The sequence below is a fragment of the Deltaproteobacteria bacterium genome (genome assembly GCA_020845895.1).
In the GTDB taxonomy this organism is placed as follows: Bacteria; Lernaellota; Lernaellaia; order JACKCT01; family JACKCT01; genus JADLEX01.
On sequence record JADLEX010000005.1, the window covers coordinates 1 to 18230 of the forward strand.

18 protein-coding genes are annotated in these 18230 nt (G+C 63.8%); 14 read left to right on the forward strand and 4 right to left on the reverse strand.

What is annotated here, in order from left to right:
• The first annotated feature begins 181 nt into the window (after window positions 1–181).
• A complete protein-coding gene (locus IT350_00260) occupies window positions 182–1435 on the forward strand; it encodes a beta-N-acetylglucosaminidase domain-containing protein (protein MCC6156455.1) in 1254 nt (417 codons plus the stop codon).
• 51 nt (window positions 1436–1486) lie between these two features.
• A complete protein-coding gene (locus tag IT350_00265; protein ID MCC6156456.1) occupies window positions 1487–2668 on the forward strand; it encodes a beta-N-acetylglucosaminidase domain-containing protein in 1182 nt (393 codons plus the stop codon).
• A gap of 9 nt (window positions 2669–2677) precedes the next feature.
• On the opposite strand, the gene IT350_00270 is transcribed toward IT350_00265, so the two are convergent.
• Window positions 2678–4066 carry a B12-binding domain-containing radical SAM protein gene (locus IT350_00270; GenBank protein MCC6156457.1) on the reverse strand — a complete coding sequence of 463 codons (1389 nt, stop codon included), beginning with the start codon at window positions 4064–4066 and terminating at the stop codon, window positions 2678–2680.
• A gap of 119 nt (window positions 4067–4185) precedes the next feature.
• Window positions 4186–5400 carry a GGDEF domain-containing protein gene (locus IT350_00275; GenBank protein MCC6156458.1) on the reverse strand — a complete coding sequence of 405 codons (1215 nt, stop codon included), beginning with the start codon at window positions 5398–5400 and terminating at the stop codon, window positions 4186–4188.
• A gap of 474 nt (window positions 5401–5874) precedes the next feature.
• Here IT350_00275 and IT350_00280 point away from each other — a divergent pair, with 474 nt between their 5' ends.
• The 9 genes from IT350_00280 to IT350_00320 all read left to right on the forward strand — a co-directional run bounded on the left by IT350_00280 (window position 5875) and on the right by IT350_00320 (window position 13298).
• Window positions 5875–6315, forward strand: coding sequence for a hypothetical protein (locus tag IT350_00280; protein ID MCC6156459.1), 441 nt, complete (start codon window positions 5875–5877; stop codon window positions 6313–6315).
• A 57-nt stretch (window positions 6316–6372) separates the two neighbouring features.
• Window positions 6373–6648, forward strand: a complete 276-nt coding sequence (locus IT350_00285; GenBank protein MCC6156460.1) for a hypothetical protein — start codon at window positions 6373–6375, stop codon at window positions 6646–6648.
• Between the two features lie 35 nt (window positions 6649–6683).
• The gene (locus IT350_00290; protein MCC6156461.1) at window positions 6684–7859 is read left to right on the forward strand and encodes a hypothetical protein; all 1176 of its coding nucleotides are present in this window, start codon (window positions 6684–6686) and stop codon (window positions 7857–7859) included.
• A 16-nt stretch (window positions 7860–7875) separates the two neighbouring features.
• Entirely contained in the window at window positions 7876–8295 is a 420-nt protein-coding gene (locus IT350_00295; GenBank protein ID MCC6156462.1) for a hypothetical protein, read from the forward strand.
• An 18-nt stretch (window positions 8296–8313) separates the two neighbouring features.
• Entirely contained in the window at window positions 8314–8727 is a 414-nt protein-coding gene (locus IT350_00300) for a hypothetical protein (GenBank protein ID MCC6156463.1), read from the forward strand.
• 304 nt (window positions 8728–9031) lie between these two features.
• Complete coding sequence (locus tag IT350_00305; GenBank protein ID MCC6156464.1) at window positions 9032–10828, forward strand: hypothetical protein; 1797 nt, start codon at window positions 9032–9034, stop codon at window positions 10826–10828.
• Window positions 10829–10843: 15 nt separating this feature from the next.
• The gene (locus tag IT350_00310; GenBank protein ID MCC6156465.1) at window positions 10844–11524 is read left to right on the forward strand and encodes a hypothetical protein; all 681 of its coding nucleotides are present in this window, start codon (window positions 10844–10846) and stop codon (window positions 11522–11524) included.
• A 10-nt stretch (window positions 11525–11534) separates the two neighbouring features.
• On the forward strand, window positions 11535–12422 hold the full coding sequence (locus IT350_00315; protein MCC6156466.1) for a hypothetical protein: 888 nt from the start codon (window positions 11535–11537) through the stop codon (window positions 12420–12422).
• A 3-nt stretch (window positions 12423–12425) separates the two neighbouring features.
• Window positions 12426–13298, forward strand: a complete 873-nt coding sequence (locus IT350_00320; protein MCC6156467.1) for a hypothetical protein — start codon at window positions 12426–12428, stop codon at window positions 13296–13298.
• 67 nt (window positions 13299–13365) lie between these two features.
• On the opposite strand, the gene mscL is transcribed toward IT350_00320, so the two are convergent.
• On the reverse strand, window positions 13366–13809 hold the full coding sequence (gene mscL / locus IT350_00325) for a large conductance mechanosensitive channel protein MscL (protein ID MCC6156468.1): 444 nt from the start codon (window positions 13807–13809) through the stop codon (window positions 13366–13368).
• 36 nt (window positions 13810–13845) lie between these two features.
• The gene (locus IT350_00330; GenBank protein MCC6156469.1) at window positions 13846–14994 is read right to left on the reverse strand and encodes an AI-2E family transporter; all 1149 of its coding nucleotides are present in this window, start codon (window positions 14992–14994) and stop codon (window positions 13846–13848) included.
• A 510-nt stretch (window positions 14995–15504) separates the two neighbouring features.
• Here IT350_00330 and IT350_00335 point away from each other — a divergent pair.
• The 3 genes from IT350_00335 to cysW form a co-directional block, all read left to right on the forward strand.
• Window positions 15505–16533: a sulfate ABC transporter substrate-binding protein gene (locus IT350_00335; GenBank protein MCC6156470.1), complete on the forward strand. Its 1029-nt coding sequence runs from the start codon at window positions 15505–15507 to the stop codon at window positions 16531–16533.
• 12 nt (window positions 16534–16545) lie between these two features.
• Window positions 16546–17376 (forward strand): sulfate ABC transporter permease subunit CysT, encoded by an 831-nt coding sequence (gene cysT, locus IT350_00340; protein MCC6156471.1) that lies wholly within the window; start codon window positions 16546–16548, stop codon window positions 17374–17376.
• A 63-nt stretch (window positions 17377–17439) separates the two neighbouring features.
• The coding region (cysW, locus tag IT350_00345; GenBank protein MCC6156472.1) for a sulfate ABC transporter permease subunit CysW at window positions 17440–18230 on the forward strand (791 nt) is incomplete at its 3' end.

The window sequence follows — 18230 nt, forward strand, 5'->3', positions numbered from 1 at the left end:
CGCTCGACCGGCCACGGCGATGAAACGGATCGCCTCGGATCGTCGTCCGAGACGGTGACGACCAAGAAAATTGCGACTCCGGCGCATCGGGAGGATGCGTCCGAAATTTCAATCGCGGAATTTGGGGTGGGCGTGGCGGGCGTGTGATAAACGGGAGAAGGATCCTTCGGGAGAATTTGTCATGCGTCGATGGGTGATCCTATGGTTGGTCGCGGTGAGTCTGGCGGCAACGTCCGTCGATGCGGGCGATCTCGATCTGGTCCCTTTCGCGCGCGTCACGGCGTCGGCCACGGCGGACACGTTTCTCGGGCTGTGGCCGCGAGAGACCGACGACGCGCCCTACACCGTGCGGGACGGGGACGCCGAGACGAGTTGGAAGATTCCCGCGGGCGGGCCGCACCATCTGATTGTCGATTTCGCTCCCGGCGATCGCCGCGCGCCCGCGATCGAGCGCATCGAAGCCGAGTGGACGAAACCGCCCGCGGGAAAGGTCGAGATCGCGATGTTCGATGCGTGCGGCGGCAACTTCGTATTCCGCACGGAGTGGAGCGATCCGACCGCGCCGCTCGCGCTGGCAAACCCCGTGCGGGCTCAGTGCGTCGTCCTCTCGGTGAGCAAGGCGAAAAACGCGGCGCTCGCCGAGCTTCGGATCTTTTCCGGGGCATCGGATGCGCCCGCCATCGCGAACGCCGCGGCCGAGCCGCTGGACGACGGATGGCGCGTGACTTACGAGAGCACGAACGACGCGGTCCATCACGTGCGCGTGAGCTTTCGCGCGGTCGCGGACAAAGCCGACGATCTGTTCGTCGTGAACGCGCCGCCGAACGGTCCGTGCGACCTGCCGCGTCCCGTGATCGAAGGTCATGCGGTCGTCCTCACGCCGATCGCCCAGGACGGCGCGGTGGGCGCGGAGCACGTGCTGGAGATCCATCCCAAACCGGCGGTGCCATTTGCCGCGAGCGGAATCGTCGAGGGATTCTATGGGCGGCCGTGGTCGCACGAGGAACGCCGCCGCATGATTCTGCTGCTCGGGCGGCTCGATCAGGGCATCTATATCTACGGTCCCAAGAACGACCCGCTGCATCGCGACGAATGGCGCACGCCGTATGGCGACGATGCGATCGCGCGCTTCGCCGAGCTTCAGGAACTCTCGGCGATGGTCGGCGTGACCATGTCGTTCGGCATCAGTCCGGGCAAGGACATGGACCTGGACGACCCGGACGAGCGCGGGACGCTGGTCGCCAAGCTTGCACCATTCGTCGAGGTCGGCTACCGACACTTCACGCTGCTGTTCGACGACATCGAGTTCGGCCTCGAAACGCCGATCGACGCGGCGATGGGCGCGGCGCACGTGGATCTTTGCAATTGGCTGCGCGGCGAGCTGACCGCCCTCGCGGGCGACGACGTGACGCTGTGGATGGTGCCGACGGTGTAGTCCGACGGCCACGTCGAGCGTTTCCCCGACGGGGCGGGTTACCTCGACGCGATGGCCGGCCTCGACGCGGGCATCGAACTCATGTGGACCGGCACGGACGTTTTCAGCCGCGAGCTCGAAGCCGCGGACATGGTTGATGTGACCGCGCGGACGGGGCGAAAGCCCGTCATCTGGGACAACGAATACGCGACGGACGGCGGCGATGCGTTCGTCGGAAAAATCTATCTCGCGCCGTTTTTGGGGCGAAGCGAGGATTTGCCCGGCGCGATAACCGGCATCGTGCAGAACATGTCGATCCCCGGTGCAACGAATCGGCTGACACTCGGCGCGGTCGGCGCGTATTTACGCGACCCGACGGGCTACGATCCCGAGGCGGCGCAGGAAGACGCGATGCGTCTGGAGGCGATCGACCCGTGGGACCGCGCGCTCGCATGGGAGATGGCCCGCACATTTTACGGCAACGGCACGATCGGCATTCCCGCCGTGGCGTTTCCCAAGAACGGTGCGATGGAGTCGGCCATCGGGGCGATGCGTTTGGCGGTGCACGAGGGCACGAGGGACGAACTCACCGCAGCCGCGTGGGATCTGCTGCGTGAAGCGGCGCGCATGGCGACGACGCAGACCCGCCTGCACCACGGCGGCCTCGACCCCTCGCTCGTCGACGACCTATGGGTGCCCGCCGACCGCCTCTCGTTCGAGGGGCTTTCGCTGCTCACGATGCTCGATTGGCTCGGCGCGCGGATGGCCGGCGATTCGGGCGAAGACCTGCGCGAGCGGATCATCGCCCTCAATTTCGCCGCGCTCGGCGTGCGCATGCAGCTCAGCCTGTTTTGGGTCGAGGGCTTCTGGGATTTCCTGCTGACCGCGCCGTCGGCCATCACGGGATTCGATGCGCCCGACATCGCGGACTCCACGGCGATGCCCCGGCCGGGCGAACCGTGGCGCTATCGCGCGAACGAACGCGGCTCGGTCGCCTGGGAGGTCTTCGGTCTCGACGGCGCGTACATCGAGGACGGCACGCTCGTCTGGACGCCGCCGCACGCGGGAACGTGGAATGCGGTCGCGATCGCGGCGTCGGCCGACGGCTGGGCGTGGAAGTCGCTCACGATCGTCGTGAACGAGCCGCGAAACGACGAATGGTCGCCCCCCGCGGACGACGACGCCGACGATGATGACGAAACCCCCGATGAATCGGACGCCAAAGACGACGAAGACGACGCGTGCGGGTGTTAGTTCACGCGCTCAGATACCGGCGAGTTTCGACGCCAGCACGCGGGCATACATCGTGTAGCCGTTTCTCGGCACGATGCGCAGGGTCGTCAGCAATCGTTGCGGCGAGAGGCTGCGGATCACGGCCCATCGGATCAGACGACGAATCGTTTTCTCGGGAACGGCGCTGAGGTTGAACTTTCCCGAGATGTAGTCGTGTTCGGAATCGACGTCGCCAAGGCCGCGCCGGACGGCCTCGCGTCGCAGCTTCGACCCATGCAGCGGAATCACGCGATGAATCGAAAGCTGATGAGCCCCCGAATCGAGCGCGACGCGGATCGACCGCTCCATCTCCTCCTTTGTCTCGTCGGGAAATCCCAGCATTACCGTCGCCCGGATCAGCACGCCGCGGCGGCGCATCTCGCGGATCGCCGCCGTCGCCTTGCGCAGGTCGAGGTGCTTCTTGATGCTTTTTTGCCGCTCCGGGCTCCCCGACTCGATTGGCGCGAGGATGCGGTCCATGCCCGCGCGCACGAGACGGTCGATCAGGTCGTCGTCGAGCATGTCGAGACGCAGTCCGTTGGGAAACACGAGGTGCAGGCGATAAGGCTTTTCCATCAGCGCGTCGCAGACGCGGCGCACGTGATCGGGATTCGAGTTGAACCGGTCGTCCACGATCTGCACCTCGCGGACGCCCCACCGACCGACGTAGTCGTCGAGTTCGGCCATGACGTTTTCGGCGCTGCGTTCGCGGAGTTTCTTGCCCAAGGGCTGCGCGCAGAAGGTGCAGCCGAAGAAGCACGAGCGCGACGTCATGATGCTAGCCCATCGGGGATCGCGGAACATCAGGTCCATCGACGGGCGGCCGAAGTAGCGGGGAAGCGGCGAGACCTCCTGATCGGGCATCGGCAGTTCGTCAAGGTCCATGCGGAGCGGGCGCGCGGGGGCGGAGACATACCCGCCGTCGCAGCGAAACCGGATGCCCGGCACATCGTCGACTCCACTCCGATCGTCCATCGCCCGAGCAAGATCGCCGATCGTGTCCTCGGCTTCACCCTGCGTGACGATGTCGAAATCCAGTCGGTTCAGCGTCGCGTCGTCCGCGTAAGTCGCGCCCGGACCGCCACCGACGATCAGCCCGTCGTAACCGTCGCGGCGAATCCTTCCCGTAAAGTCCGCGACCGCGTCGAGATGCGAGCTGAGCAGCGAGACGCCGATCGCGTCCGGTCTCGCGGCCCGGAGCGCGTCGCACGCCGAATTCTTCCAGTTTCGGTCGAGCACGCCGTCGACCACGCGCACGCGGTGCCCGGCGCGTTTGAGCACCGCCGCGAGGTACAGCAGCCCGAGGGGCTGCGTGCTCATGCGCGTCCACCAGCCGCCCTCGCTGTTCGCGGGGCGCACGAGGAGCCAATCAAGAGCCATACCCGTCTCCGGTTAACGCTGCAGCCTAGATGCCCATGCGACTCGAGCGCCGTCACGCCGGTCACGAAGCAAAGCGAAACCGGTCGGGGGTGTCATGCCTTTCGCGCGGACTTCGGGGTTCATCCGCACACGCGGTTGCGTCCCGCGCCCTTGGCTTCGTAAAGACGTGCGTCGGCCTCGGCGATCAGGTCCTCGCGCGTCGCGCCCGAGCCCGCCCCGCGGGTCGCGACGCCGAAACTCGCCGTGACACGCAGCGTTCGCCCGTCGCCCGCGGCGATCGGCGTCGACTCGAGCTTCGCGCGCAGGCGCTCGGCCAGCGCGCGGGCGTCCTCGATCGCGTCGTGGGGCAGCACGATCAGAAATTCCTCGCCGCCCATCCGCCCGAACAGATCATACGGACGCAGCACCTGCCGCGCGGTCTCGGCGAGACCACGCAACACGCGATCGCCGACGCCGTGCCCGTACGTGTCATTCACAGATTTGAACCGGTCCAGGTCGAGCACGACCGCCGACAGCGGGTGGCCTCGGCGCTCGGCGCGGGCGATTTCGCGGTCGAACAGCGGCTCCATGGCGCGGCGCAACAGCGCGCCGGTCAGCGAATCGGTGGACGCCGCGACCTCGCGTTCGCGCCGCGCGACCTCGAGTTCGTGCGTGCGCCGGGCGAGCTGGCTGTGAAAGATTTGCAGGAACAGCATCGGCACGAGAGACGCCGAGAGGTAGAGCAGAATATTGAGCGAGACGTAGCGCGGATCGAGGAACAGATCGGCCCAGTCCGATTCGATGGAGGTGAGCGGGAAGTACGGCAGCAGGTCCGCGGCTTCGAGCGTGACGAGCACGAGCCACGCGGTGGTGCCGGTGACATAGTAAAACCAGCCCCACTTCGAGCCGAGCATCCAGATCACCACGTAACTGGTCGCGGGGATCAACAGCGCGAGCAGCGTGTTTTGCGAGCCCGCGAAATGAATGTGCATGAGCCAGACGACCAGCGCGGTGCCGAGCGTCACGTGCACGGTTCGCGCGAAGACCGTGCGGACGTTCCACCCGACGCGAGCGGCCAGAAAATTGACGGCGAGAAATGCGACGAAGGTTGCGATCAGCACGACGTTGGCGGCCACCGCGATGCGCGCGCAGGTCGGGTTGAGGAGCGTCGGCTCGCCCCAGACGCGGTATCCGACGAACTGCGCCACGGTGAACGCCGTCAGAAACGCCGCCATGAACGTCGAGACGATCATCGCGTTGCGCCGGCCGCGCCGGTCGTCCTCGCCGAGCGAATCCAGCGACGATGGCACAATCACACGCGTCGTCATCGACCCGAGGTCATCCATCAAACGCATGACATCCCCGTCCGGCCGGGCGGCACGCCCAAAAATGCATTATAGGAGATCCGGGCGCGCGCGACACAGCCGCGGAACTCCGGCCGGGGCAAGTCGGAATTCGATGGGACGACTTCCTCCGACGAACTCGCGGCACGCGGGCAAATCGGGGACATGCGGCGCGCAGCGATGCGTGTCCCCGCGTTCAGATTCGTCGACTTGGCCTTTTCGGGCCATGGTTGCGACTCCGCCGCGGGGACAGCAAAGAATCTGGACATGGGATGTCGTCTGTCCATGGTGAAGACGCGGCAAAAGCGATGTAAGTCACTGTTTTTTTTTTTAAGAATTTCCACAATTTCTTCCATGCGGGAAATCGGCCATCGAAAATGACCATGGACGAAGGCCCGAGAAAAACTCAATAATATCAATCACTTGAAAAAAACTGTTGACACGTAACTCTGATGTGTGTTTTTTGAAAAGAAGGAGGGCGAGGACATGAAACAATTCGTCGCGATCATTGTGTTCGGATTCCTGGCTTTGCTGGGCACTGCGACCATTTCGGTTTCAACCGCGTGGGCGGATATGTGCGAAGAGGGGTACATCCCTTTACTCGTTTCGCAGGCCGACGTCGTCTTTTACGGCGAGGTCATTCACGTCGAGTACGAGACCGTGGACAATTCCAAGAACGAGGCGATGCCGTATTCCATCTACGACGTGAAAATTCTCAAGGGATATCGCGGCGTCTCGACCGGCGAGGTGTTTCGGATGTACGCGAATGGCGGTCGTTTGCGGGAAGGCGGACGCATCATCATCCCCGGCTCGCCGATTCTGCGCAAGACCGACCGGATCGTGGTCTTTCACAATGCGGCGCTCGATCCGCTCATCGGCACGATCGGCGGTTCGGCGGGAATTCTTCGTGTGGTTCGCGAAGGATAGGAAGACATCGTTCTCGACAATTTCTGGCGACCGATCGCGGGAGACGTTCGCGGCCGCATGGTCGTGGAACACCGGCTTCGGTGCGTGCCCGGCAAGATCGATCGCGGAAATTGCGAGACGTGGGAAGACGTGGCCGACGAGCCGGATGAATCTTTCGACGATCCCGTATCGGACATGCCGCGTGAAGACGTGGAGCGCGCGGCGCTCGATCTGGAGGATCTCGACGCACTGCTCGGCGAATACCTGATGTGCGGCGTTCCCGAACGGTCGGCCGCCAAAGCGGAGCATCGCTCTTTGTTTCTCGACAAGTTTGTGAAGGACATCGAACCGTGAACAGTTGTGGTATCATCGGAAAGGGAGGCGGAGCGATGAAGAAGCGATTGGCGGCGATCCTCGCGGGAGTGACTTTGCTGGCGTTCGCGAACCTCGCGCACGCATGGACGCCAAGCGACGGGGACGACGATCCCGACTGCTCGCAGGTGAGCTGGTACGGCAACCCCAACTTCATTCTGGACACGTCATCGGGAGACTTCGATACCTCGGCGAAAGTGGACGCGCTGGCGGATGTGCTCGACCGGATCGGCGCGGTTGGCGGCGCTTGGATCGATCCGACTTACTCGACCGATCCGAATCTGAGTCCGGGGTTTCAGAATGGCGAGTCCGAGATTTGGTTTGATACGACGCTCGGACACTCCGGACAAACATCGGTGCAAACGGGCGGCGGCGACCGGGACTGCCATCTCATTGAGGCGAATATCCGGTTCAATCCGACGCCGGGCGGAGATGCATGGTTGTGGGGGGTCCCAAGCGTCTACTACGATCCAACCTCCTTGAGCGGCGGCCGATGGTTCCGGCCCATTGCCCTGCACGAACTTCTGCACGGAATGGGGCTTGCCCACGAAACCGACGCCTTCGCCATGATGAACTACTGGTATGCCAGTTACGGGCACGGCCCGTTCACAAACCGAGCTTCCGACTACATGGTCGAACCGCTGCCGGATGACCGCGAAGGACTTCGGACGCTTTACGGCACGAGCGACACGGAGCGAGACGTCGCGATCATCAACTTCTTCGTCGACCCCGACGACCTACGAGACTCGGACGAGAATGGCGCATACGATGTCGCGATGATGAACAAGCTCTGCAAGCCTGCGAAGGGATCGGGTTGGGCTAGCGACATTTTCGGCGATTACTGCGCGACCAGCCAGACTACGTCCGTTTGCCCCGGCGACTCGATCTACAGCCGATTCACGGTCATGAACTACGGGACCTCGGGCCACACGCTCGACCTCGAGGCGTGGTTCTCGCTTGACGATCAGTGGTCGTCCTCGGGCGACACCCAGTCGGCGAGTGTGCGCTCGCAGTACGTCGGCGCGAGCAACTCCTACCGTGCGGGCAAGACGTTCGTCGTGCCGAACGTCGCTCCGTTGCATTACTACTACGTCATCATCCGTTCCTCGCCGCTGATCAATCCCGGAGAAGACTCCACGCAGAACAACTGGATGCCGTTGCGCGGCAAGGTTTTCGTGCCGGCTGGCTGCTGAGACGAAGGAGGACGAAATGGAGCCGAAACACATGTTGCGCTGGATCGCGATGGTCATGATCTTCGGAATGGTCGGATTGTCGTGCGAAGCAGAGAAGGACGAAGGCGACCGGTCGGACAATACCGACGATTCGGACGATGACGGCTGGTGCGATGTCGTGTCGGACCAGGAATACGCTTGTCTGCATCAATGCGATGCGGAATCCGGGGAGGAGTGTCACACCGAGTGTGTTTATCTCCCTCCGGCTGAGGAAGGTTCCTGCAAAGACGCGTGTGCGGCGAATCTCACGATTTGCAGGGACGATTGTCACGAAGCCTACGACGATGTCGGCTGTCCTGACGAAGGAAATAGCCCTGCCGACAATCCTTCGGTCGACGACGACCCGGATTTGTCGGGCGATGACGATCCAGACGAGGACGACGACGCGGAGGCGTGAGCCGAGGCGGAGTAAGAAATGAAACCGAAACACGTGATGAACTGGATCGCGATGATCGCGATCCTCGGGTTGGTCGGACCGGCGTGCGAGACGGACGACGACGAGGACGAAGCGTCTGACAAGACTAACGATACGGACGACGACGGTTGGTGCGATGTCAAGTCCGACGAGGAAAACGAATGCCGGCATCAATGCGATGCGACGGCCGAGGACTGCTATCCCGAATGCGAATACCTTTCGCCGGAGGAGAAAGGAGCTTGCCAAGCGGCCTGCCAGACGGAGCATGATTCGTGCCGGACGGAGTGCGACGAGGCGTATGACGACATCGGCTGTCCGGACGAGGGCAACAGCCCCGCCGATAACCCGACGGTCGACGATGACGACGACGACGAGGGCGACGACGACGAGGGCGACGACGACGCGGAGGCGTGAGCGCGTACAGGCGGCGTGAAGACACCGCGAGCCCGGCCTCCGTTTCCTTCGGGATTCGGGTGCCGGGCTTGCGTTTTCTCGTGGGCGTCCGGGCACGAAGAAGCCCTTTCCACTCCGATCTGCGATGAGATGGAAAATCCCCTTTCTCCTTGACGGGCCGGACCCAAACCGCTAAATCAGTTCGGTCGTTTCCGACACGGTTTTCGAACAACCGAGCGTCCTCCCCGATCGCGTTCGAAGCGCCCGGCTTTGTCGCCCCCGGCGACTCCGGACGTTTTTCGTATAGCGACGGGACGGAGGAAATATGGGTTTGGCGATCCGCTACCTGACCCGATGGGGGATTCCTCTCGCCCTGACGCTGACGCTGGCGCTCGCGACGGGCGCGTTCGCGCAGCTGGGAAGCGCGAATCCCTCCCCGACGATGAGCGTGCCGCCCTCGCTCGCCGCGCCGGTCGTTCCGAGCGCCGAGGCGATCGCCGCCGCATCCGCCCCCGCGCCGACCTGGCCCGAACCTTCGATCGAAAACACGTACAACGCGAAGATCTGCCCGGCCGCGGACGCAAAAGCCGTGGACCGGCCCGAAGACGCCGGCGGCGCGGTGCGTGTGACGTGGAAACCCTGCCCGAATGCCGATGCGCCCTCGCCGAAGACATGGGTGGTGCTGCGCGCGGAAAAGACCGACGGCCCGCTCGTGTTCGCGCCGGTCGGTCAATTCAGCGCGATGAGCGAGCACCTCAAGACCGAGCCCAAACGAAACGGAGATCTCGAGGCGCTCACCCAGTTCGACGACAAAGGACTCGTGGACGGTCGCTCGTACGTCTATCGCGTGCTCGGTCGTGACGGCGACGCAAACGCGTACGCCTTTGTCGCGGCGGGCGACACGCCTCTCGTCAACATCGGACCGGTGTCTTCCGAGCGCCAGACCTTTGTGTGGTCGGAGCGCGACGCGCTGCGCGGGTCATTCGCGCTCGGCGCGCCGGACGGCGTGACGGCGGCGGATCGCCCCAACGACGCGGGTGAGGAAATCCGCGTGGAGTGGACGCCGCCCGCCGGCGCGGACGCGGCGACCGGACTCACCTACCGCGTATTCTCGGCGACGAAGCCGGAGGGTCCGTACACGCTGCTGGGGGCAGTGGGCGGATCAAAGACCATATTCGACTACAAAGCCGAGAAACTGGACGAAAAGACGGAAAAGGAGCCGCTCTACTTCGCCGTCGCGGCGGTCGCGGCGAACGGCGTGGATCTGGCCATCTCGGAGCACACCAACGAGCCGGTCGCCGCGAAGTCGCAGTGGGTGAACCTCGACGAGTGGAACTTCGTGCTCTTCGCCGTCGTGCTCTCGGGCTTCATTCTCTACTTCATCCAGCACATCAAGAGCGGCAAAAAGCTCTTCGTACGCAAGATCGCGGGCCTGGAGGCGGTCGAGGAATCGATCGGCCGCGCGACCGAGATGGGCAAGCCGGTGCTCTACATCCCCGGCATCATGGACATGAACGACGTGATGACCGTGGCCGCGATCGTGATCCTCGGACGCATCGCGCGGCAGGTGGCCGAGTACGACACCAAGCTGCTGGTGCCCACGTCCAAGAGCCTCGTCATGACGACGGGGCGCGAGACGGTGAAGGAGGCGTTCATCTCCGCAGGCCGTCCCGACGCCTACAACGACAACATCGTCACGTATCTGACCGACGAGCAGTTCGGCTACGTGGCGGGCGTGAACGGCATCATGGTCCGCGAAAAACCCGCGACCTGCATCTACTTCGGTGCGTTTTTCGCCGAGTCGCTGATTCTCGCCGAGACGGGCAACTCGATCGGCGCGATCCAGATCGCGGGAACGGCGCAGGCGGCGCAGCTCCCGTTCTTCATCGCCGCGTGCGACTACACGCTGATCGGTGAGGAGCTCTTCGCCGCGTCTGCGTACCTGTCGCACGATCCCAAGCAGCTCGGCAGCCTCAAGGGTCAGGACATCGGCAAACTCGCCGGGATGGTCGCCATTCTCGTCGGCGGCGTGTTTGCGACCATCGCCCAGTTCACCGGCGGTGGATGGGCCGGCGCGGTCGCGGGCGCCATCGTCAAACTTTTCACGCCGATCGCCGGATAAGGAGGCGGCCGGAGCATGCTCGTCAAACGCACGATCCCGCTGCTCATCACCGGCATTGTCGGCGCGGTGCTGATTTTCTCGAAGCTTTTTCCCGCGGCCGAGTCGCTGGGCGAGGATTTTTCGATCTACTTCGACATCATCGCCGTCTTTGCGTTCGTGCTCGGCGGCGGCAACCTCGTGAAGATCCACGCCGACAAGATCTACAAACAGGCGAAGGGCTGGGGCTACTCGGTCGTCTGCGTTGTGGGATTCTTCGCCACGCTCATCATCGGGCTCACGAAGATGCACAACCCCGAGGGCATCGCGGGCGACCTGTCCGCGCAGGGGTCGTACTTCCAGCTCATCTACGCGTTCATCTTCAAGCCCCTCGCGGCAACGATGTTCGCGCTGCTCGCGTTCTACGTCGCGTCGGCGAGCTACCGCGCGTTTCGCGCAAAAAACCTCGAAGCCACCGTGCTGCTCGTCTCGGCCTTCATCATCCTGCTCGGACGCACCTTCATCGGCACGTGGCTCTCGTTCTGGACGCCGCACGGCGAGGGCTTCGGCATCCCGCAGCTCGCCGAGTGGATCATGAATTACCCCAATCTGGCCGGCCAGCGCGCGATCATGATCGGCATCGCGCTGGGCATCGTTTCCACCTCGCTCAAGATCATCCTCGGCGTGGACCGCGGGTATCTGGGCACCGATTCGGACTGAGGAGGATACGATGGGATGGTATGAACGGATTCGCGACATCGACCGACGCTGGATCTTTTTGTTCATGAGCGTCGCGGTGATCGTCCCGCTGCTCTACACGATCGAATTCCCGGAATTCCCGACGCCGATGGTGCGCGACACCTTCAAGGTGATCGAAAACCTTCATCCGGGCAGCAAGGTGCTGATGTCGTTCGACTACGATCCGGCGTCGGAGCCCGAATTGCAGCCGATGGCCACGGCCTGGCTGCGCCACTGCGCCGAGCGCGAGATCAAGGTCATCATCATGGCTCTGTGGCCGATCGGGCAGGACATGGCCCGCGACACGATCACCGAGGTCACGCGCGATCTGGACGAACGAGCGAAGGGCGGCGGTCCGAAAACGCCGTGGGTTTACGGGGAGAACTACGTCAATCTCGGCTACAAGTCGGGCGGGCAGGGCGTCATCAACGTCGTGCTCACCGACTTCGAGAAGTTCTACCCGGTCGACACCACGAACCGGCCGCTGTCGTCCTTGCCCATCATGAAAAACGTGAAGAGCCTGCGCGACGTGGAACTCATCATCAACATCTCCGCGGGCCAGCCCGGCCTGAAGGAATGGGTGCAGTTCGGCGCCGATCCCGCGGGCGTCGCGATCATCGGCGGCAGCACCGCCGTGCAGTCGCCGCTGCTCTATCCGTATTATCCCCGGCAGCTTTCGGGGCTGCTCGGCGGCCTCAAGGCCGCGGCCGAGTACGAGCAGCTTCTCGGCGACAAGTACCCGCAGTACTCCGACATCAGCCAAAACAAAGGCCGCATCCGCATGGGCGCCCAAGCCATCGCGCATCTGGTCATCATGCTGTTCATCGTCGTCGGCAACGTGACGTATTTCGTCGAACGCAGCCGCGGGAAGCGGAGGTAGGCCATGCCGAAACTCACCAAGACCGGCATCATCGTCTCCGTCGTCCTGCTGGCCGTGCTCGCGGCGCTGCTGATTCGCGCGGCGAACGGACACATGGCCAAGCCCTGGCCCGAGCGAGTCGAGATCACGAAGACCGAACCGGTGAAAAACGACTTCGGCCTGGTGGTCGGCGAAAAAGAGGTCACGCACTCCGAATGGTCGTGGAAGGGCTTTTGGGTGTGGGTGGGCGCGTTCTTCACACTCGCGATCATGAGCTTTCTGTATTCCGACAACCCCGTCTACAAATTCGCCGAGCACGTTTTCGTGGGCGTCTCCGCCGCGTACTGGATGGTGATCGGGTTCTGGCAGGTCATGGTGCCGAATCTCTTCGGCAAGCTCGCGCCCGGCCTCGTGTCGAAGATCATTCCCGGGCTCGAGGGCGGCGGCCACCACTGGCACTACCTCATCCCACTCGCCCTCGGCGTTTTGCTGCTGGGCCGATTGGCCGGGCCGAAGGTCGGCAACTATTCGCGATGGGCGCTCGCGTTCATCGTCGGCACCACGGCGGGGCTCAACTTTCTTCAGTACCTGCGCAGCGACTTCATGAGCCAGATCGCGTCGTCGGTGATGCCCCTGATCGTCATGACCGACGGGCATCTCTCGCTCGCGGACAGCTTCGGCAACCTCGTCGTTTTCGTCGGCGTGTTGTGCGGCCTTGTGTACTTCTTTTTCTCCAAGGAGCACACGGGGGTCTTCGGCGCGGCGAGCCGCGTGGGCATCTGGATTCTCATGATCAGCTTCGGCGCGTCGTTCGGCTTCACGGTTATGGGCCGCATCGCGCTGCTCGTGGGCCGCATGGAGTACCTGTTCGGCGAGTGGCTGCGGATGATCGGCTGACGCCACCCCGCCCCGAACGCACGAACGCCGCCCCGGATCGAGGCGGCGTTCGAATTTGTATCGCCGTTCAGAGCTGCGACGTGCAATGCCCGCAGCGCGTCGCCTTGATCGGAATCGCCGTCGCGCAATAGGGGCAGTCCTTCGTCGTCGGATCGGCCTTGGGCGCCTCTTTTTTCGCGACGCGGTTGACGCTGCGGATAATCATGAACACCGCCATGGCGACGATGACAAAGTTGATGATCGTGTTGGCGAACGCGCCCCACGCCACGGTCACGGCGCCAGCCGCCTTGGCCGCTTCGAGCGACGCGTAGGGTCCCTCCGTTTTGCCGGCCATCAGCGTGATGTAGAGGTTCGAGAAATCGACCTTGCCCATCAACAGGCCGATCGGCGGCATGATGACATCGTTCACCAGCGACGTGACGATTTTGCCGAACGCCCCGCCGATGATGATGCCGACGGCCATGTCGAGCACGTTGCCGCGCATCGCGAAATCCTTGAACTCCTTGAGCATCGGCATGGTCTCCTCCTTCGATGAAAGCGTGGTGAATCAGTCCGCCGCGGGCGCCGTGTCCGCGACCGCCTCGCGGGCACGACCGAGGCCGGGAATCCGCTCCAGTTCGTCGCGTCCGAACAGCAGGATCGGAATCGCCAGAATCAGGCCCGGGATGCCGATCAGCACATCGAACACGATGAGCGCCGTGATCGTCACGACCATCGGCAGATGCACGATCTCGCCGATGATCTTGGAATTCAGGAAGTACTCGAGCTTGTGGATGCCGATGAGAAGGCCGAGGCAGACCATGGCCGCCCACGGCCCGATGGCGACGAGCGCCGTGGCGGTCAGGATCGTGTTCGACACGAGGTTGCCGACGATGGGGAACAGCCCGCACAGGAAAACCGTGAGAACGAGTAGCGCGGGTTTGGGCATGCCCAGGCCGTAGATCACAATCGTCGAGATCGCGGTGTTCACCGCGGAGATCATGATCTGGCCGCCCATGACCTTTTTGAAATAGTGATAAAACAGTCTCATGCGCGCGACGAGAAACCGGTACAAAAACCCCATCAGGCTCGCCGGCCGACGTGCGAAGACGGCGTCCACCTTGTCGAGGTTGTGGTAAAAAAGCAGGTTCACGAATAGCGCGAAAATGAAGAAGAAGAACCCGTGATAGGCGTCGGTCAGATTGCCGACCGCCACGCCGATCGCGTCCGTCGAAACCGAAACGATGTGCCCCCGCACGTCCTCGATGTTCACGTACTGCGTGAGGCCCCACCGCGCGTCGGCACGCACGAACAGCGCGATCGCCTGCTCCTGCATGTCGCGGGCGAGCCCCGGCACCTGGCGCAGCACGTTGGGGATGACGTTGTAAGTCACGAGAAACATCAGGGCGATGACGGCAACGTACAGGATCGAGAACAGCAGCGCCTTGGGCAGAAACGGCGCGAGTCGACGCAGGTCGTTCGTCAGAAAGTCCGAGACGAGGTAGAGAAAGAGCAGCGAGATCGCGAAGGTTGTCAGATTGGTTGCGAAGATGACCGCGACGCACGCCGCCATCGCCGCGTAACCGCACACGAAGGGGTGCGCGTCCAGCCACGGATTGATCCCGCGCCGATCGCCGACGACCTGGTCCGCCTCGACCGCCGCCGGCAGCCGAATCGTTTTCGTTTGTTCGGATCGCTTCAGAAGCCGTGTGACCAAACTCGCCGCCGCCCAAAGTGTGTCGCCGACCTTCTTAGCACGATTCGCCGGCGTCGGGAAAAGGCGGAAGTCGCCACGTCCATGTGACCCTGAGCGTCCTACTGTCACCCTGAGCGTCCTCCTGTCACCCTGAGCGCAGCGAAGGGTCTGGCCGCGAGTCGGGAAAAGATCCTTCGCTGCGCTCAGGATGACAGCGACAGAATGCACTCAGGATGACAGCGACAGAATGCGCTCAGGATGACAGGGACAGAGTGCGCTCAGGATGACCGCCTTGGCGCGCGCAGGATGATCATGAGGAATGATGGACCTTAAAATCCTTCTTGACTAATGGGATATAAATTATATAAGGGAGTTATGGACCTGATGGTTCACGGGCGTCGCTCGCGTCGGGCGTCCGAATCGCCGCTTCGCGGCCGTCCATTCGCCAGGGAGGATCCCATGTCCACGTTCGCCACCCGACGGGGAACGGCGCTGGTCGCGCTGGTCGCGCTGGTCGCGGCCGTCGTGCTGATGGTCGCCTGCTCGCCCGCCGCCCCCACCACGCCGGGCGCCCCGGGCACCACGCCCGCCGCCGAAACCGCTCCTGGGTCCGCTCCATCGGGTGAGAAAGTCGCCTTTCTCAACGTGTCGTACGACCCGACACGGGAGCTGTATCAGGACTTCAACGTGGCCTTCGGCGAGCACTGGGCGAAGACGGCCGGTCAGGTCGTGGAATTTCGGCAGTCGCACGGCGGGTCGGGCAAGCAGGCCCGCGCCGTGATCGACGGTCTCGCCGCTGACGTCGTCACGCTGGCGCTCGCCTACGACATCGATGAGATCGCGCAAAAATCGAGTCTGCTCCCCGCAGACTGGCAGACGCGCCTGCCGCACAATGCCGCGCCCTACACCTCGACCATCGTCTTCCTCGTGCGCAAGGGGAACCCGAAGGGCATTCACGACTGGGGCGATCTGGCGAAGGACGGAATCGCCGTCATCACGCCGAACCCCAAGACCTCCGGCGGCGCGCGGTGGAACTATCTGGCCGCATGGGGATGGGCGCTTCGTCAACCGGGCGGCAGCGGCGCGTCGGCGCGCGAGCTGGTCACGAAGATCTTCATGAACGTCCCCGTGCTCGACTCCGGCGCGCGCGGTTCCACCACCACGTTCGTCGAACGCGGCATCGGTGACGTGCTGCTCGCGTGGGAGAACGAAGCGTACCTGGCGGTCAACGAGCTGGGCGCGGACAAGTTCGAAATCATCACGCCGTCGGTGTCGATTCTCGCCGAGCCACCCGTGGCCGTGGTGGACAAGAACGCCGAGAAGCACGGCACGACCGCGCTCGCAAAGGCGTATCTGGAATACCTCTACACCGACGCCGGGCAGGAGATCGCGGCGAAGCACTACTACCGTCCGCGAAACGAAGTCGCTGCTGCGAAGGCGGGCCGCACGTTTACGCAGGTCGCGCTGTTCACCATCGATGAGGTCTTCGGCGGCTGGGCCAAGGCCCAGGCCGCGCACTTCGCCGATGGCGCGGTCTTCGACCAGATTTACAAACCCTGACCGGACGACGCGATGGCCGCGCGACGACATTCCATCATCCCGGGCTTCGGCACGACGCTGGGCTTCACCGTGCTCTACCTGAGCCTCATCGTGCTGATTCCGCTCGCGGGACTGTTCTGGAAAAGCGCGTCGATGAGCTGGACGCAGCTTTTTGAGACAATCACTTCGGCGCGCGTGCTGGCGGCGTACCGCCTCAGCTTCGGCACGTCGTTCGTCGCGGCGGCGATCAACCTCGTCTTCGGCCTCGTGGTTGCGTGGGTGCTGGTGCGATGCGAGTTCCCGGGTAAAAAAATCGTTGACGCGATGGTCGATCTGCCATTCGCCCTGCCCACCGCCGTCGCGGGCATCGCGCTCACCACCCTGCTGGCGCCGACGGGCTGGATCGGTTCTCTCTTCGAGCCGCTCGGCCTCAAGATCGCCTTCACGCCGCTCGGCATCACGATCGCGCTCACGTTCATCAGCCTGCCCTTTGTCATTCGCACGGTGCAGCCGATCATCGAGGATCTGGGGACGGAGATCGAAGAGGCCGCCGCGAGCCTGGGCGCAACGCCAACGCAGACCTTCGTCCGCGTCGTGTTTCCCAACCTGCTGCCGGCGCTGATGACGGGGTTCGCGCTCGCCTTCGCGCGAGCGGTGGGCGAGTACGGCTCGGTCGTCTTCATCGCGGGCAACATGCCGATGAAGACCGAGATCGCCCCGCTGCTCATCATGACCAAGCTCGAACAATACGATTACGCGGGCGCGACCGCCATCGCCGCGGTGATGCTCGTCGTTTCGTTCGCGCTGCTGTTTGTCATCAACGCGCTCCAGCGATGGAGCGACTGGTCCACGCGGAGCGTCTGAGGAGACATCGTGTCGCACGGACCCTCGCTGAGAAAACCCGGATCGCCCGCTCGAGCAAGGACGATGAACGGCTCGCGCGTGGGCCGCGGCGTGCTCATCGCCGTCGCGCTCGCGTTCCTGGGACTTTTTCTCGTCGCGCCGTTGGCGGCGGTGTTCGCGGGGGCGCTGCGCAAGGGCTATGCGGCGTATTTCGCGTCGTTCGCCGATGGGGACGCCCTATCGGCCATTCGACTCTCGCTCACCGTGGCGGTCATCGCGGTGCCCCTCAATCTCGTCTTCGGCATCGCCGCGTCCTGGGCCATCGCCAAGTTCGAATTTCCGGGCAAGTCGGTGCTCACCACGCTGATCGATCTGCCGTTCGCGGCGTCGCCGGTCGTGTCGGGCCTCATCTTCGTGCTGCTGTTCGGCTTGCAAGGCGCTCTCGGGCCGTGGCTCGCCGCGCACGACATCAAGATCCTGTTCGCCGTGCCCGGCATCGTGATCGCGACGGTCTTCGTCACGTTCCCGTTCGTCGCGCGGGAGCTGATTCCGCTGATGCAATCGCAGGGCGTGGAAGAAGAAGAAGCCGCGATGGTGCTGGGCGCCGGGGGATGGCGCACGTTCTGGCGCGTCACGATGCCCAACATCCGCTGGGGCCTCGTCTACGGCGTCATCCTGTGCAACGCCCGCGCGATGGGCGAGTTCGGCGCGGTGTCCGTCGTCTCCGGCCATATCCGCGGGATGACCAACACCATCCCGCTGCACGTCGAGATTCTCTACAACGAATACAACTTCGTCGCCGCCTTCGCGATGGCCTCCCTGCTCACGCTGCTCGCCCTCGCCACGCTCGTGCTCAAGAGCCTCGTGGAATGGGC

Excerpts from the sequence above, each read along its gene's own strand:
- IT350_00260 (MCC6156455.1), top strand. The coding sequence starts at position 182 with ATGCGTCGATGGGTGATCCTATGGTTGGTCGCGGTGAGTCTGGCGGCA.
- IT350_00265 (MCC6156456.1), top strand. The coding sequence starts at position 1,487 with ATGGCCGGCCTCGACGCGGGCATCGAACTCATGTGGACCGGCACGGAC.
- IT350_00270 (MCC6156457.1), bottom strand. The coding sequence starts at position 4,066 with ATGGCTCTTGATTGGCTCCTCGTGCGCCCCGCGAACAGCGAGGGCGGC.
- IT350_00275 (MCC6156458.1), bottom strand. The coding sequence starts at position 5,400 with ATGCGTTTGATGGATGACCTCGGGTCGATGACGACGCGTGTGATTGTG.
- IT350_00280 (MCC6156459.1), top strand. The coding sequence starts at position 5,875 with ATGAAACAATTCGTCGCGATCATTGTGTTCGGATTCCTGGCTTTGCTG.
- IT350_00285 (MCC6156460.1), top strand. The coding sequence starts at position 6,373 with ATGGTCGTGGAACACCGGCTTCGGTGCGTGCCCGGCAAGATCGATCGC.
- IT350_00290 (MCC6156461.1), top strand. The coding sequence starts at position 6,684 with ATGAAGAAGCGATTGGCGGCGATCCTCGCGGGAGTGACTTTGCTGGCG.
- IT350_00295 (MCC6156462.1), top strand. The coding sequence starts at position 7,876 with ATGGAGCCGAAACACATGTTGCGCTGGATCGCGATGGTCATGATCTTC.
- IT350_00300 (MCC6156463.1), top strand. The coding sequence starts at position 8,314 with ATGAAACCGAAACACGTGATGAACTGGATCGCGATGATCGCGATCCTC.
- IT350_00305 (MCC6156464.1), top strand. The coding sequence starts at position 9,032 with ATGGGTTTGGCGATCCGCTACCTGACCCGATGGGGGATTCCTCTCGCC.
- IT350_00310 (MCC6156465.1), top strand. The coding sequence starts at position 10,844 with ATGCTCGTCAAACGCACGATCCCGCTGCTCATCACCGGCATTGTCGGC.
- IT350_00315 (MCC6156466.1), top strand. The coding sequence starts at position 11,535 with ATGGGATGGTATGAACGGATTCGCGACATCGACCGACGCTGGATCTTT.
- IT350_00320 (MCC6156467.1), top strand. The coding sequence starts at position 12,426 with ATGCCGAAACTCACCAAGACCGGCATCATCGTCTCCGTCGTCCTGCTG.
- mscL (MCC6156468.1), bottom strand. The coding sequence starts at position 13,809 with ATGCTCAAGGAGTTCAAGGATTTCGCGATGCGCGGCAACGTGCTCGAC.
- IT350_00335 (MCC6156470.1), top strand. The coding sequence starts at position 15,505 with ATGGTCGCCTGCTCGCCCGCCGCCCCCACCACGCCGGGCGCCCCGGGC.
- cysT (MCC6156471.1), top strand. The coding sequence starts at position 16,546 with ATGGCCGCGCGACGACATTCCATCATCCCGGGCTTCGGCACGACGCTG.